A 15,737-nucleotide genomic window follows, 5' to 3' on the forward strand; every position below is an offset into this window, starting at 1 on the left:
GTTCATGAGTAATATTATAAAATTTTTAGAATCCTTGATTTTCAAAAACCGTATCGCCGTTCTGTTGCTCTTTTTGGTAGCGACTATTTTTCTCGGATACCAATCGTCACAACTCCGTCTAGATGCGGGCTTTACCAAGAATATCCCCCTTAATCATGATTACATGCAAAACTACATGAAGCATGTCAATGATTTTGGTGGTGCGAATAGTATTTTGGTCTCTGTTTGTGACAAAGACGGTGACATCTTTAATCAAAACTTTTTTGATACTTTGAAAGACGTACACGATCAGTTATTTTTCATTAATGGTGTTGACCGCTCTTTGGTTAAATCACTCTTTTCATCCTCAACGCGATTTACTGAGATTGTAGAGGGTGGTTTTGCAGGTGGTCCGGTTATCCCTGCTGATTTCAATTCTTCTGAGCAACGTGGCTTAGATAAAGTGTCATCCAATATTGAAAAAGCAGGTATTGTCGGCAGTTTGGTGTCTGATGATTATCAGTGTGCCATGGTCAACGCAAAATTATTGGATTTGGATCCAGAAACGGGTGAGAAGCTTGACACTCTGGCCTTAGCGGATGAGCTCGAAACTCAGCTTCGTGGTCAGTTTGAAACCGACGATATCTCTATACATATTATTGGCTTTGCAAAGATGATTGGTGATGTGGCCAATGGTGCTAAAGACGTATTGGTGTTTTTTGCCATCGCTATTGCGATTACCGCAGTGCTCGTTTATTTCTTCTGTAAATCGCTGATGTTGACCGTATTACCACTGCTGTGTTCAATCATTGCGGTGATTTGGCAAATGGGGTTGCTCACGTTACTGGGTTTTGGTCTTGACCCCATGTCGATATTAGTGCCTTTCCTCGTTTTTGCGATTGGGATTAGTCATGGTGTACAAATGATCAATTCTGTCGGTAAAGAGGTCACTAAAGGCAGTTCCTCGTTTGATGCCGCTAAGCTGGCCTTTACCACCTTGTTAATACCTGGTGGCGTGGCGCTACTGTCCGACACGATTGGCTTTATGACATTATTGGTTATTGATATTGGTATCATTCGCGAGCTTGCTATCACGGCAAGTATGGGTGTGGCGGTAATCATTTTAACGAACCTATTGTTGCTGCCTGTGCTGATGTCTTTCGTTAAATTTAGCGAAAAATATAAGCAAAAATTTGCAGGTAAGGAAAATCGCGCAGATAAGTTTTGGGATGGGATAGCAGCATGCTCTAGCCCGAAAGTGGCGATTGTTATACTCGTTGTCACTGCAGTCTTATTTGGTTTCGGTTGGATGCAAGCCCAAAAAATGAAAATTGGTGATTTGCACGCTGGTGCGCCTGCGCTTCATGCATCGTCTCGTTACAATCAAGACACGTTTTTGATTACTGACAAATATGAAATCAGCACTGATTACATGTCGATTCTGGTCGAAGCGACCAAAGATGCTTGTACTTCATATGACGTGATGAATTCAATTGACGAACTACAATGGCGCATGAGCAATATCGAGGGTGTGCAATCTGCAGTTAGCTTAGCCTCGGTGGCTAAAATTATTAATGCGGGCTACAACGAAGGAAACGCGAAATGGCGCGTACTTCCGCGCAATCAACAGACTTTAGTTCAGGATATCGCGCGGGTTGATACCTCATCTGGTTTGTTAAATGGTGATTGTTCTGTGATGCCGATTATTCTGTTTATGGAAGATCACAAAGCAGAAACCATTAATCGTGTGGTTGATGCGGTAAAAGCCTATCGTGTTGATTTTGAGACACCTGAATTGCAATTTAAATTAGCCTCTGGGCCAATTGGGGTTATGGCCGCTCAAAATGAAGCGGTTGAAGCATCTCAAGATCCTATGATGTTATACGTGTTCGGGGCCGTTATTCTATTGTGCTTGCTGAGCTTTAAGTCTTTACGTGCAACACTTGCGGTGGTTATTCCTTTGTATGTGGTATCGGTTTTAGCCCAGGCGTTAATGACGTATTTGCAGATTGGTTTAACGGTTTCTACATTGCCGGTTATTGCGCTAGGCGTGGGTATCGGTGTTGATTATGGTATTTATATCTTATCGACTATGAATGCGAAATTAAAAGCGGGTATGGCTGTGCGTCAAGCGTACTTTGAAGCACTTAAAGAGCGGGGCAGTGCCGTATTGTTTACTGGTGCAACCTTAGCCGTTGGCGTAAGTACTTGGGTATTCTCATCACTTAAATTCCAAATGGATATGGGAATTTTACTCACGTTCATGTTTATCGTGAATATGATGGGGGCAATTATTGTATTACCCGCGTTAGCCAGTGTGTTTTGGCGCAAACAAAAATAATTCCGCATAATTATTTAAAAATTTGCATAAAAAAGGCCGTAAGGCCTTTTTTTATGTTCGAAATTCAAATAACTATATTAGTTGTAAATACGGCGTAAATTTAGGGCTTTTCAAGGCCGAAAATTTTAGCGAGAATAGCGTTATAAAGGCTAAAAACTGTATATATCTCAGTCTATTGTCTAGTCTCATTAATTGTCGTCGATAGAACTAACACTGTAACAATTTGTTAATGCATCGATTAAATACCACTGTTACTTCCATAAAAGTAAGGAATAGGTAAATTCATGACGGTTGCAACACACCAGCATTCAGTTTTGTTAGAAAACGTAGTCAAACTCATTGAGAAGAAAGTCGATAAATCCCAAGTTGACCTTGTAAAAAATTTCTCGCGTATTTTGTTCAACAATATTTCCCCAGAAGATCTTGATAATCGCAATGACAGCGATCTTTACGGTGCAACATTGAGTCTGTGGAATAAGTTTTTAAACTTTGATGCCAGTAAGCAAATTATTCGTGTCTTCAACCCTGAAGTTGGTAAGCATGGATGGCAGTCCACCCATACTATCGTTGAAATTCTGGTTCAGGACATGCCGTTTTTAGTAGACTCAGTGCGTATGGCGCTTAACAGAATGGGTGTTACCGCTCATTTGTTGTTGCACAGCCCAATCACATTACAACGTGATAAGGAGCATAAGTTTAGTGGTTTCGTTGATGGCAAAAAGACAGTAAAAGATGCAAAAAAGGAAACAATTTTCTTAATTGAGGTAGACCGTCAGACAACCAAGAAAGCTCTAGACGCCCTCGCTACAGAGTTAATGTCTGTGGTGAATGAAGTCTTCTTGGCGGTGCAAGATTGGAATGCAATGAGTGATAAGCTCAATGCGATTATTGAAGCGTTTCCGACTAGCCCGTCGCCGGCATCAGAAGAACAGAAAGAGCAAACCATAAAATTTCTAACATGGTTAAATGATCATAATTTCACCATCATGGGATATCGCTCATACTGTGCGAAAGCGGTTAAAGGAGACTACCGTTGGTTAGCCGATAACGAATCGAGTTTAGGGTTGATGAAAAACTCAGCCAGTGAGCGCGAGCGAGTGTTATCTAATATTCCAGCTTCAGCTCGAGAAGAAGCGTTAAGTAATCACCCGTTACTGTTGACTAAAACGAACAGTCGCTCCCGTGTGCATCGCCCAGCGTATATGGATTACATCGGTATAAAACGCTTCGATGCTCAAGGAAATGTGGTAGGAGAAGACCGCTTCATTGGCCTTTATTCCGCTTCATTTTATAACAGTAGCGCTACGCAAGTACCTGTACTACAAAATAAAATTGATAACATCTGTCAAAAGTCCGGTTTTGAAAAAGACTCTCATGGTCATAAAGCATTCTTAAACATTATTGAAACCTATCCCCGAGATGAGCTATTGCAGGGCAGCGAAGATGAGTTAGCACAAATAGCCTTGGGTATTTTCCAAATGCAGGAAAGGGGGATTTCGCGTTTGTTTGTGCGTAAAGATGTGTTCGGGCGTTTTATTTCTTGTATGGTTTATGTGCCAAGAGAGCGTTACAACACCCAATTGCGAAAAGACACCCAAGTTTTGCTGCAAAAGTCATTTAACAGCCAAGAAGAAGTGGAGTTTACCACTTACTTTTCAGAATCTGTGTATGCCAGAACGCAATATATCGTTAGAGTGAAAGACAACAATTCGGAATATAATGTGAAGGAAATTGAAAAGAACATCATTGAGCTCACAAAAAGTTGGAACGATAAGTTAACCGCCACCATTCGTTCTACCTACGGTGAAGCCGCAGGCAAAGTGCTTGAACAAAAGTACGACGATGCGTTTCCCCCAAGTTACAAAGAGCATAATGTTCCTAGTGCCGCGTTAGTTGATTTAGAAAAAATCGAGTTACTCAGTGCTGAGCACACCTTGGACATGTTGTTCTATCGTCCACAAGAAGAGACAAACGACAGCGAAGTCGTCAAGTTAAAGCTATTTCACAAGAATGAACCAATACATTTATCCGCTGTATTACCCATGCTGGAAAACTTTGGCCTGCGAGTAATTGATGAAAGTCCTTATCGGGTGAAATCCAGTGACGGGGAAGTAAACTGGATCATGGAATTTTCCATGTTGCACAGTACCAGTAATCGCATGGACTTAGAGCGTGCTCAAACACTTTTCCAAAATGCCTTTGCTAAGGTTTGGTCGAATGAATTAGAAGATGACGCGTTTAACCGTTTAGTGTTAGGGGCTGGTTTGCCTGGTAGAAACGTGACTATTCTGCGTGCGTATGCCAAATACATGCGTCAAATTGGCAGTTCATTTAGTAAAGACTATATCGCTAACACATTGGCCCATTACCCAGATATTGCCAAAATTTTGGTGTCTTTGTTTAACCAACGTTATAACCCCAAAGTGCGTCGTTCTAATAAACGCGAAGAAACTTTATTGAACGAGGTGAAAAAGCACTTAGATAATGTTTCGAATCTGGATGATGATCGTATTATTCGTCGTTACTTGGATTTGATCTTGGCCACAACACGCACCAACTTTTATCAAAGTGATGACCAAGGCAATGAAAAATCTTACGCCTCATTTAAAATGTTACCTGAGCTCATCCCTGATATGCCGCTACCTCGTCCGAAATTTGAGATATTTGTATATTCACCGCGTATAGAAGGTGTACACCTTCGTGGCGGAAAAGTCGCGCGTGGTGGGTTGCGTTGGTCTGATAGACAAGAAGATTTCCGTACTGAAATATTAGGTTTAGTTAAAGCGCAGCAAGTTAAAAATACCGTGATTGTTCCTGTGGGCGCTAAAGGGGGTTTTGTATGTAAAAATCTGCCGCTAAATCAAGGTCGCGAAGCGTTTCAAAAAGAAGGCCAAGCCTGTTACAAAATTTTCATCCGTAGCTTGTTAGATATAACCGATAACATCGTCGATGGTAATATTGTTCATCCTAAAGAAGTTGTGCGCTTAGATGAAGACGATGCCTATTTGGTTGTTGCTGCAGATAAAGGGACCGCGACATTCTCAGATATTGCCAACGGGATCTCAGAAGAATTTAATTTTTGGTTGGGTGATGCGTTTGCATCCGGTGGCAGTATTGGCTACGACCATAAGAAAATGGGCATCACCGCGCGCGGTGGATGGGAGTCTGTTAAACGTCATTTCCGAGAAATGGATATTGATTGTCAAACCACAGATTTCACCTGTGTCGCCGTTGGTGATATGGCGGGTGATGTATTTGGTAATGGCATGTTGTTGTCAGAGCACACTAAATTAATATGTGCATTCAACCATTTACACATCTTCTTTGATCCCGACCCTGATATTAAAACTAGTTATGCAGAGCGTAAGCGTTTGTTCGAAAACCCATCCTTGGGATGGGATGATTATGATAAGTCGCTGATCTCGACAGGTGGCGATGTATTTAGCCGCGCATCTAAATCTATCAAGCTAACAGCTGAAATGAAAAAATGGTTAGGGACCAAACAACAAACCATGACCCCTAACGAGCTTATTCATAATGTATTGCAGATGGAAGTCGACTTGCTGTGGAACGGCGGCATTGGTACATACGTAAAAAGCAGCAAAGAGAGTCACTCACAAGTTGGCGATAGAGCCAATGATGATACCCGCGTTAACGGCGCTCAGGTGAGAGCGAAAATCATAGGGGAAGGCGGTAATCTTGGTTTGACCCAACTTGGGCGAATTGAATTTGCCCGCAACGGTGGTCGCGTTAATACTGACTTCATTGATAACGTAGGCGGTGTAGATTGTTCTGATAACGAAGTTAATATCAAGATCTTACTCAATGCTCTGGTTAGTGCAGGGGACCTAACCCTGAAACAACGCAATAACTTGTTGTTTGAAATGACAGACGACGTGGGCGAATTGGTGATCCAAGATTGCTATCGTCAAACTGAGTCTATTTCCATTACTCAACTAAGCGGCGGTAGTCAGTTAAAAGAGCAACTTCGCTTTATCCATAACTTAGAAAAAGAAGGCAATCTAAATCGTGAGATTGAATTCATTCCCACTGATGATGAAATATCCGATCGCTTAGCCGCATCTCAAGGTTTGACCCGTCCTGAGCTTTCAGTATTGATCGCCTATGGAAAAATGATGTTGAAAGAACGATTCAACATACCTGAGATCACTGAGAACCCTTATCATCAAAAATTGTTGATAGGCGCCTTTCCTGAAGTCTTGCAAAAACGTTATGCGGCTCAAATGGAACAACATCCATTGCGTAGAGAAATTATCGCCACCAAGTTGACCAATAACTTGATCAACGACATGGGAATGAATTTCGTTTTTCGTATGCAAGAAGAAACGGGCGCCACGATAGATGAAATTGCCAATGCCTATTGTGTTGTTAAAGGCATCTTTGGTATGGAATCTTTATGGGAAGACGTGGAAGCGTTAGATAATAAAATTAGTGCCAATACTCAGCTGTCGATGCTTGAAAGTATGCGCCGTACTTTGCGCAGAGCATCTCGTTGGTATTTACGCCACGGCGTGAAATCCATGAGTATTCAAGATGCCATCGACAGTTACAAGTCGACGTTTGCTGACTTGTTTAAAAATCTAAAAGACTATTTGGTTGAAGACGAATACAGTGAACTTGAAGAAAACTGTACACGATTGACTAAGGAAGGTGTACCTAAAGATATCGCTTACAAAGTATCAAGCTTAAGTAATCTGTTCCCATGTTTAGATTTGGCACAAATTGCTAAAGCAGAAGGTCGCAGTATTAAATTGGTGGCCAATTTATATTTCAAATTAGGTTCGCGTTTAGAATTGCATTGGTTCTTGGAGCAGATAAACCATCAAACAGTGTCGAATCATTGGCAAGCATTGGCTAGAGCATCTTATCGTGAAGAACTTGACTGGCAACAACGTGCGTTGGCAACAGTTTTGCTAAATGGTGCACTTGAATGTGATGATGCAGAAATTATTTTAGGTACATGGATGGAACATAATCAGGCTCTATTAGAGCGCTGGTATAGTATGATGTCGGAATTCAAAACCAGTAGTACTCATGAGTTTGCGAAATTTTCGGTCGCATTACGTGAATTAATGTTGCTTAGCATTAACGCTAACGCTTAATATTAAACGTACGGTCTATAATGCCCTGGTGATAACCGGGGCTTTTTTTTGTCTAAGGAAAACACACACCATGTATGCCATTTTACAGAAATTTCTTTTCACCCAAGACGCTGAGTGGAGCCATGATTTCACGATCAACTGGCTCAAGCGAACACAACATAATTTTTTGAACGTGGCTTACAAACAACATATTGATGACAAGCCTGTGGAATTCCTTGGCATAACGTTCAAGAACCCAGTTGGTCTAGCCGCAGGGCTAGATAAAAACGCAGAGTGCATTGATGCATTTGCCGCAATGGGATTTGGTTTTATAGAAGTAGGAACGGTCACGCCGAAGGCGCAAGCAGGTAATGACAAACCAAGAATGTTTAGATTGCCAGCAGGGCAGGCGATCATTAATCGTATGGGCTTTAACAACAAAGGGGTTGATTATTTAGTTGAGCAAGTGAAGCAAGCTAAATACAAGGGTGTCCTAGGGATCAATATAGGCAAAAACAAAACCACGCCTGAAGATGAAGCGCTAAATGATTATTTGATCTGCTTACGCAAAGTGTACGCCCATGCGAGTTACGTCACCGTTAACATCTCATCTCCGAACACACCTGGCTTACGAAACTTGCAATACGGGGACGCTTTAACCCAATTATTGGAAGGTTTAAAAGAAGAGCAGGCCAACCTAGAAGTAAAACACAATAAGCGTGTGCCTATCCTTATTAAGATCGCTCCCGATCTAGAGGATTCTGAATTAGATTCTATGGTTGATTCATTTTTAACCGTCGGGATCGATGGCGTGATCGCAACGAACACTACGCTCGATCGAGATAGGGTAAAGGGTCAAGAACACGCCGAGGAAGCTGGTGGTCTAAGTGGGTCAGTACTTACTGACAAAAGTCAGCAGATCGTTAGCTCGTTATGCACCAAGCTCGCTGGTAACGTGCCTGTGATAGGCGTTGGGGGAATTGATTCACCACATGCAGCCAAGGCGCGGATCGAAGCGGGATCACCTTTAATTCAAGTGTATTCTGCGCTGATCTACCAGGGGCCAAAATTAATAAAAGAGATCGTGGACTCGTTATAATGATCAAGGCGTGATCGCCTTTCTTTATCACAAATAGATATGACGAAAGTGCATGATTTCTAAGTCATTTATGCTAGTTTCTTATTAGGATTTAATAATAATAGGCTAGGGGATCATGTTACTTCCGAACACGAACTGGTTTTGGTATACACATGAAAATGAATTGCGTCTTGACTTAGGTGACACACTGACCTTTGTTGCGCCCTTTGCATTAAAAAACTTAGTCAATCTTCCCAGCGATAAACAATTGTTCAGTTTAGAAGACACTGAGCATTACGTGGCACTAGCTGAAAGCCTAGACAATAGTGGACTCGAGTTATCAGACGGTGAGTTGGTTCAAATACTATTGAATGCGACTGCAGCCCTTAAGTTTCATAAACCTATAGGGATGAAAAGCTGGTTGTATAAAACACAAAGCACCAGTGGTGTACATTATCAATTGGCCTTGCTTGAGCCTACTGATACTGCATACCCTGAGTTAGGCCAAGTCATTGTGATTGAGCAAGATGGTGCCTGTGCCACGTGTATGTTGATATCAAACGAATTTGCAGTAAATAGCAGCAAAAAGTTCTCTAAGTTTGAAATGATTAAGGTAATGAATGACCGTCTTATCCCTTGCTTAGTGGATATTCCTGTATACAAACGCGCTTAGCCTCATATCACTGTAAAGCCCTCACAACGCTTCTGTTTCATCTCTTCAAGAACAAATTGATTTTTACGTATTTAGCCATGCGACATGCATTTATTTGCCGTATAATCGCGCCCGAAGAATTAACTGAGTTGGTATATGTTTGAATTTTTAGTCACCACGTCCAAAGGGCTCGATGAGCTGCTTGCCCAAGAAATAACGAAGTTGTGTCCACAACTGTCTGTAAAAACCAAACCTGGCCAAGTGCTGTTCACCGGTGAGATCGAACAAGCATATAAAATTTGCTTGTGGTCACGCCTTGCGAACAGGGTGATGTTGAAATTAGCCGATGGCCATGTAGACAGCGCGGATGATGTATATCAAATTACTAGCAGCGTAAACTGGACATCGCACTTCAGCGTGAATAGTACATTTGTCGTTGATTTCGTCGGCGCGAGTCATTGCATTAACAATAGCCAGTTCGGGGCGTTGAAAATTAAAGATGCGGTGGTAGACCAATTTAATGAATTATTTGAGTCGCGGCCCTCAGTGAGCAAAATAGAGCCCGATATTCGTATTCAAGGGCGAATGTGGAGCGACAAGTTGACTGTGTATTTAGACTTGTCAGGTTCAAGTTTACACCAACGCCATTACCGTACCAAAACTGGTTTGGCCCCTGTTAAAGAGCATATCGCGTGCGCTATGTTGGTTCGCAGCGGATGGGCCAATGATCAGCAAGCGCCATTAGTTGACCCTATGTGCGGTGCGGGCACTATTGCTATTGAAGCAGCGTTAATGGCAGCCAATATTGCCCCTGCACTTAAGCGTGAACGATGGGGTTTTACCCGTTGGTTACAGCACGATGCGACGTTGTGGCAGTCATTATTAGACGACGCAAACGCTCAAATTATTACCCCTAACTGTGTGATTAGCGCCAGTGACATTGATCATGGTGTTGTGTCGATAGCGAAAGAAAATGCGGATGCAGCAGGGGTTTTCTCTGGGATAAAATTTAACACCATAGATGCCTGCAAAGTTATTCCACCTAAAGGACACACCAAAGGTTACATTGTGAGTAACCCTCCTTATGGCGAGCGCTTGAGCGAAATAACAGCGCTGTTACCGTTATTTCAGGCGTGGGGAACAAGTCTTAAAGAGCATTTTAAAGGTTGGAACTTATCTCTATTAACGTCTAATCGAGATTTGTTACGCAGCATGAAGATGTTTGCTCACAAAGAATACAAGTTAATGAATGGCAAACTTGAGTGTCAGTTAGTCAATTTCGCTTTGGATGAAAAAAACTGTATTACCCGTGAAACAAGTCTGAGTAATAATGATTTCGCGAATCGTTTGAATAAGAACATCAAACGTTTGAGCAAATGGCTCAAAAGTGAGAATACAAATTGTTACCGTATTTATGATGCTGATTTGCCAGAATACAACGTCGCTATTGACCGCTATGGTGATTGGTTGGTCGTACAAGAGTATGCTGCACCAAAAAACGTACCTGAAGCCAAGGCGAAACGCCGGTTGCATGAAGTGATTGTGGCATTGCCGCAAGTCGTTGATGTACCAGCTGAACAAATTGTCATGAAGGTAAGAGCGCAGCAAAAAGGTAAGAGTCAGTACGAAAAGGTATCGCAAAAACAAAAAATGCTGGAAGTGTTTGAAAATGGTGCCAAATTCAAGCTGAATCTGACCGATTACCTTGATACCGGTTTGTTTTTAGATCACCGAGTAACACGTCAACTTGTGCAGCAACGGGTTAAAGACAAGGACGTTCTAAATTTGTTTGCCTACACAGGCAGCGTTTCCGTGCATGCAGCGTTGGGTAAGGCAAAGTCAGTTACCACGGTAGATATGTCAAATACCTATGTGGATTGGGCGAAAGAAAACTTTGCTTTAAATAAGCTAAAAGGGCCTTATGAATTTATTCAAGCTGACTGTTTAACCTGGCTTGAGCGCCACAACAATCAATATGATTTTATCTTTATAGATCCACCGTCGTTTTCTAACTCAAAGCGTATGGATACGACGTGGGATGTACAACGTGACCACGTGGCGCTTTTACGTAACGCGGTTAAATGCTTGCGCCCAGGTGGAGAGATCATGTTTTCAAATAACCTGCGCCAGTTCAAGTTAGATGAAGAGGGCGTAAGTCAATTAGGCTTAACAATTCAAGATATAACCCAAAAAACACTGCCGGAAGATTTTAAGCGTAACCCTAAAATTCATGGCTGCTGGGTATTAACACTTAATGCGTAGGCCTGATATATATTTTTACACAGGCAAGAATTGTTGCCTGTGTGATGACGCACAATTGATATTAAATCGAGCTGCGCCAGATGTAGATTGCGTCAAACTTGACGTCAGAGAATCTACCGAGCTGTACCATTTATATGGCGCACGGATCCCAGTACTGAAACGCCAAGATTCAGAGCAAGAGCTCGGTTGGCCTTTCGACGAACAACAATTAAGAGAGTTTTTGTCTTGAGTTTATTACAACTTAAAAATGCCAGTATTATCTTCGGTCACCCACCTTTATTAAGTGGTGTCGAACTTGTCATTCAACCTGGTGAAAGAGTCTGTTTAGTAGGCCGTAATGGTTGCGGTAAGTCTACTTTGCTTAAAATTATTGCCGGTGAGCTAAAACTTGATGATGGCCAGCGCTTAGTTGGCAACCAAGTTAAAATTTCGCGTTTACCGCAAGATCCACCGCAAAGTGTAGAGTGCAGCTTATTTGATTATGTCGCTGAAGGCATGGCTGAGGTAGGGGAGCTACTTAAAGCCTACTTCCATCAGACGCATGTTATTGCAACAGATTACAGTGAAGCGCAAATGGACAAGTTGGAAAAGCTTCAGCAGCAATTAGACCATCACAACGCCTGGCAGTTTGAACAAAAAATCATGCAGGTGTTAACCCAGTTAAAGCTAGACCCTGATCAGCAGTTATCTTCATTATCTGGTGGCTGGCGTCGTAAGGCTGCACTTGCCCGTGCCTTAGCGAATCAACCCGACATTTTATTATTGGATGAACCAACCAACCACCTTGATATTAGTATGATCAAGTGGTTAGAGAACACCGTACTGGATTACCAAGGTGCGGTTGTGTTTGTCAGCCATGACAGAGCGTTTATTCGTAATGTTGCCACCCGTATTGTTGATTTAGACCGTGGTCAGTTGGTCAGTTATCCAGGTAATTATCAAGAATACCTAGATAAAAAAGCCCACGATTTGGAAGTCGAAGAAACCCAGAATGCATTATTCGATAAGAAGTTAAGCCAAGAAGAAGCATGGATCCGCCAAGGTGTGAAAGCACGCCGTACTCGCAATGAAGGGCGCGTTCGTGCACTGAAGGCTCTGCGCAATGAGCGTAGCGAGAGGCGAGATGTTCAAGGCAGAGCGGTTGTTACCTTAGGACAAGGGCAAAATTCAGGCAAAATTATATTCGAAGCAGAGAACCTCAGTTATAAAATTGAGGATAAGAATATTGTCGACCATCTAGATTTTACCGTGTTTCGTGGTGACAAAATTGCACTTATTGGCCCCAATGGTTGCGGTAAAAGTACGCTTATAAAATTGCTGCTTGAGCAACTAGAACCTTCATCAGGCACAGTCCGCTGTGGCACTAAAATAGATTTGGCTTATTTCGATCAGCATCGTTCACAGCTAGACGTATCACTAAAAGTGATTGATGCCATTGCTGATGGTAAGCGTGAAGTTGATATAAACGGTAACAGCAAGCATGTTATTAGCTATTTGCAAGATTACTTGTTTACACCTGAAAGAGTTAATGTACCCGTCAGTTCTTTATCTGGGGGAGAAAAAAACCGCTTGTTGCTCGCTAAGCTCATGTTAAAGCCGAACAACCTATTGATACTCGATGAACCCACCAATGACTTGGACGTGGAAACACTGGAGTTACTTGAAGACATCTTAGGCAACTATAAAGGCACGCTTATTTTGGTGAGCCACGATAGAGAGTTCGTTGACAATGTAGTGACCTCTAGTTTGTTTTTCGAAGGTGAGGGCAAGATCAAAGAGTTTGTTGGTGGTTATGCCGATATTTATCAATGGTATGCCGCCAATGCGGTCGCTAAAAAAGGAAATAAGGCTGAAACTTCTAAGCAAAGTGAGAGTCCTAAAACCAAGCCGAAAACCGTTCCTAGTAAAAAGCTATCGTATAAGCAGCAATTAGAACTCGAAAAATTACCGGTTTCTATCGATAAACTAGAGCGAGAGATAACGCAGTTACAGTCGCTCATTAGCGATGGAGATTTTTTCAAGCAAGATAACGATTCTACATCTAAAACATTGGCACAACTTGCTGATGCTGAAAGTAGCCTCAGTGAGGCATACGCTAGATGGGACGAACTTGAAGCATTAACTGAATAAAACTAAATATAAAAGAAATCAGGATTTTAAATGAATAAAACAAGACTGGCAGTATTCACACTTTCTGCATTGACGATGTCCATGGCAAACGCTGCTCAATATACAGTGGTTGAGCTAGAAGCGAATGATAAAGGTGTGAATGTCTTCCCAACGGATATAAACGCCAGCGGGCAAATCGCTGTCAATGTTTCTACACCTTATAATCCGCCGATTGATGAAACGTTGATTGATTTTGACTCTCAATTGCTGATTGATAACCTAACCGATATCGAAGCGGCTAAAGTGGGTAACTATAACGACGCAGATTACATACTTTTATATGCCTTGATTACCGATAACCGTGAAGGGTTGACGACGCAACAAATTGCTAGTCGACATGCTTATCTAGAATCTGATGGTAGTGATATGTTTATTCCTGGCTTTGATGTCCTAGATACAGATAGCAACGAATATACCTTCAGTAATGATATAACGGTGCGTGGTTTAAATGATGTAGGCACAACAGTCGGCAGTAGTTTTGATGTTTTCTACCCCCTTGATTACACATTAGAAGATGGCACCGAGTTAACTTATGTTGTTAATGATTTCTATACCAGAGCATATGCCACAGTAAACAACACCACTGTTGAACTACCGCCAATTGACGATACCGCTGGGGGGGTGAGTGTTGCTTATGATGTAAATAACAATAACCAAGTCGCAGGTTATAGCACTTCGTTGTTAAATTCGACCTCTTTGCAAACGTCTGTGGACAACTGCAACGATGATGACATACGTGCTGATGAGCCGGTTGAAGTGTGCCTAAGGCGTATCAACCTAGCTACCTCAACAAATGGTGAGAAAGCATTAGAGTTCAGCTTTCAGCGCCGCGCTACTATTTGGCAGTTAGATAATCAAGGTCAGATCATCAGCACCAAAGAGCTTGGTTTGTTGTATACCCCAGAGGAAGATGACACTAATAGTTATGAAAGTAAGGCTTTGGCTATTAACGACAATGGAGTTGCAGTCGGTGAATCCCAGGATGAGTATCGGGACAGCGGTTTTATACGAACATTTGCCGCGGTTTTTGAAGGCGATACCGTTAAAGGTATTACTGATGATGAAGATTTTACCTCAAGCACGGCCACAGACATCAACAATAATGGTCTAGTGGTTGGCTCCGGTGTCAAGCAAGTGAATGGTATATCACGCAGTAAATTTTTTGTGCATGATATCAACACCGATGAAACCATTTTTCCAGAAGACTTCTTCTTAGGCTCCTCAAGCTTTGCTACCGCAATTAATAACTCAGGTATTGTTGTGGGTCGAGGTGAGGTGGAAACGGGTGTATCAGCACGTAGAAGCAACGCATTTCGTTATGATACGAATACATCAGAGTTCGTTAACATGAACGATTTAATTCAATGTAACTCACCATACACTTTGGTGAATGCAACGGGCATCAATGATAATGGTGTGGTGACAGCATCAGCTTTAACGCGTGTACCTTCCAAAAATATTTTGGGGGAGACATTACTAGACAGCAATGGTGACGAAGTTATAGTTGATAAAGTCATCAGTGTTCGCCTTGAGCCAATAATGGGTGGGACCGTTGAAGATTGTGATGTGACTGAGCCTGGAGAAGACCCTAGTGACGGTAATGATTCAGACCGTAAAGGTGCAGGTTTTGGTGTGCTATCACTTTTCGGTTTAGTGGTTGTGGCAATCCGCAGACGTTTTAAAGCGTAGAGAAAAATACACCTCTGTGAAGCCCGCATCTAGCGGGCTTTTTTATGCCTATATGACATTACTATTACAAAAAATCATAAGCAGTACCTTTGCTATTCTAAATAGATTTAATGAAAATATTCAATAAAATTCAATTGGTTACCTATTAATAGGTATTAAGATCAACAAACACTATTGAACCAAAAAGGCAGTTCAACTATCTCTATACACGTGCTTATTTAAAGTACGATTTCAGATAGCTACGTAAAAAGGAAACTCGATTAAATGAAGAGACAAAAGAGAGACAAACTTTCCAGAGCGCATTCAAAAGGGTACCACGCTGGCATATCCGGCAAATCTAAAGAAATATGTCCATTTCAAGCTTCAGAAGCTCGTTCAGAATGGTTAGGAGGGTGGCGCGAAGCGATGGGAGACCGAAGCTTTGGCCTTAAACTCTAGTCAATTTTAGCCCCTAATGGGGCTTTA

At 42.0% G+C, this 15,737-nt stretch carries 9 protein-coding genes; all 9 read left to right on the forward strand.

Annotated elements, in window-relative coordinates:
- Nucleotides 1-4: 4 nt before the first annotated feature.
- Complete coding sequence (locus tag PATL_RS10210) at nt 5-2,320, forward strand: efflux RND transporter permease subunit (RefSeq protein WP_011574812.1); 2,316 nt, start codon at nt 5-7, stop codon at nt 2,318-2,320.
- A gap of 284 nt (nt 2,321-2,604) precedes the next feature.
- Nucleotides 2,605-7,443, forward strand: a complete 4,839-nt coding sequence (locus PATL_RS10215; RefSeq protein WP_011574813.1) for an NAD-glutamate dehydrogenase — start codon at nt 2,605-2,607, stop codon at nt 7,441-7,443.
- 70 nt (nt 7,444-7,513) lie between these two features.
- Nucleotides 7,514-8,521, forward strand: coding sequence for a quinone-dependent dihydroorotate dehydrogenase (pyrD, locus tag PATL_RS10220; protein WP_011574814.1), 1,008 nt, complete (start codon nt 7,514-7,516; stop codon nt 8,519-8,521).
- A 115-nt stretch (nt 8,522-8,636) separates the two neighbouring features.
- Complete coding sequence (locus tag PATL_RS10225; RefSeq protein WP_011574815.1) at nt 8,637-9,173, forward strand: cell division protein ZapC domain-containing protein; 537 nt, start codon at nt 8,637-8,639, stop codon at nt 9,171-9,173.
- Nucleotides 9,174-9,308: 135 nt separating this feature from the next.
- Entirely contained in the window at nt 9,309-11,414 is a 2,106-nt protein-coding gene (gene rlmKL, locus PATL_RS10230) for a bifunctional 23S rRNA (guanine(2069)-N(7))-methyltransferase RlmK/23S rRNA (guanine(2445)-N(2))-methyltransferase RlmL (RefSeq protein WP_011574816.1), read from the forward strand.
- Entirely contained in the window at nt 11,407-11,643 is a 237-nt protein-coding gene (locus tag PATL_RS10235; protein WP_041713671.1) for a glutaredoxin family protein, read from the forward strand. The genes rlmKL and PATL_RS10235 overlap by 8 nt, the downstream gene beginning before the upstream one ends.
- Nucleotides 11,640-13,544 (forward strand): ATP-binding cassette ATPase Uup, encoded by a 1,905-nt coding sequence (locus PATL_RS10240; protein ID WP_041713673.1) that lies wholly within the window; start codon nt 11,640-11,642, stop codon nt 13,542-13,544. The genes PATL_RS10235 and PATL_RS10240 overlap by 4 nt, the downstream gene beginning before the upstream one ends.
- A gap of 30 nt (nt 13,545-13,574) precedes the next feature.
- Nucleotides 13,575-15,272, forward strand: coding sequence for a DUF3466 family protein (locus tag PATL_RS10245; protein ID WP_011574818.1), 1,698 nt, complete (start codon nt 13,575-13,577; stop codon nt 15,270-15,272).
- 264 nt (nt 15,273-15,536) lie between these two features.
- Nucleotides 15,537-15,710 (forward strand): ribosome modulation factor, encoded by a 174-nt coding sequence (gene rmf, locus PATL_RS10250; protein WP_011574819.1) that lies wholly within the window; start codon nt 15,537-15,539, stop codon nt 15,708-15,710.
- Nucleotides 15,711-15,737: the final 27 nt, after the last annotated feature.

This window comes from Paraglaciecola sp. T6c (assembly GCF_000014225.1).
GTDB lineage: Bacteria > Pseudomonadota > Gammaproteobacteria > Enterobacterales > Alteromonadaceae > Paraglaciecola > Paraglaciecola atlantica_A.

Excerpts from the sequence above, each read along its gene's own strand:
- PATL_RS10210 (WP_011574812.1), top strand. The coding sequence starts at position 5 with ATGAGTAATATTATAAAATTTTTAGAATCCTTGATTTTCAAAAACCGT.
- PATL_RS10215 (WP_011574813.1), top strand. The coding sequence starts at position 2,605 with ATGACGGTTGCAACACACCAGCATTCAGTTTTGTTAGAAAACGTAGTC.
- pyrD (WP_011574814.1), top strand. The coding sequence starts at position 7,514 with ATGTATGCCATTTTACAGAAATTTCTTTTCACCCAAGACGCTGAGTGG.
- PATL_RS10225 (WP_011574815.1), top strand. The coding sequence starts at position 8,637 with ATGTTACTTCCGAACACGAACTGGTTTTGGTATACACATGAAAATGAA.
- rlmKL (WP_011574816.1), top strand. The coding sequence starts at position 9,309 with ATGTTTGAATTTTTAGTCACCACGTCCAAAGGGCTCGATGAGCTGCTT.
- PATL_RS10235 (WP_041713671.1), top strand. The coding sequence starts at position 11,407 with ATGCGTAGGCCTGATATATATTTTTACACAGGCAAGAATTGTTGCCTG.
- PATL_RS10245 (WP_011574818.1), top strand. The coding sequence starts at position 13,575 with ATGAATAAAACAAGACTGGCAGTATTCACACTTTCTGCATTGACGATG.
- rmf (WP_011574819.1), top strand. The coding sequence starts at position 15,537 with ATGAAGAGACAAAAGAGAGACAAACTTTCCAGAGCGCATTCAAAAGGG.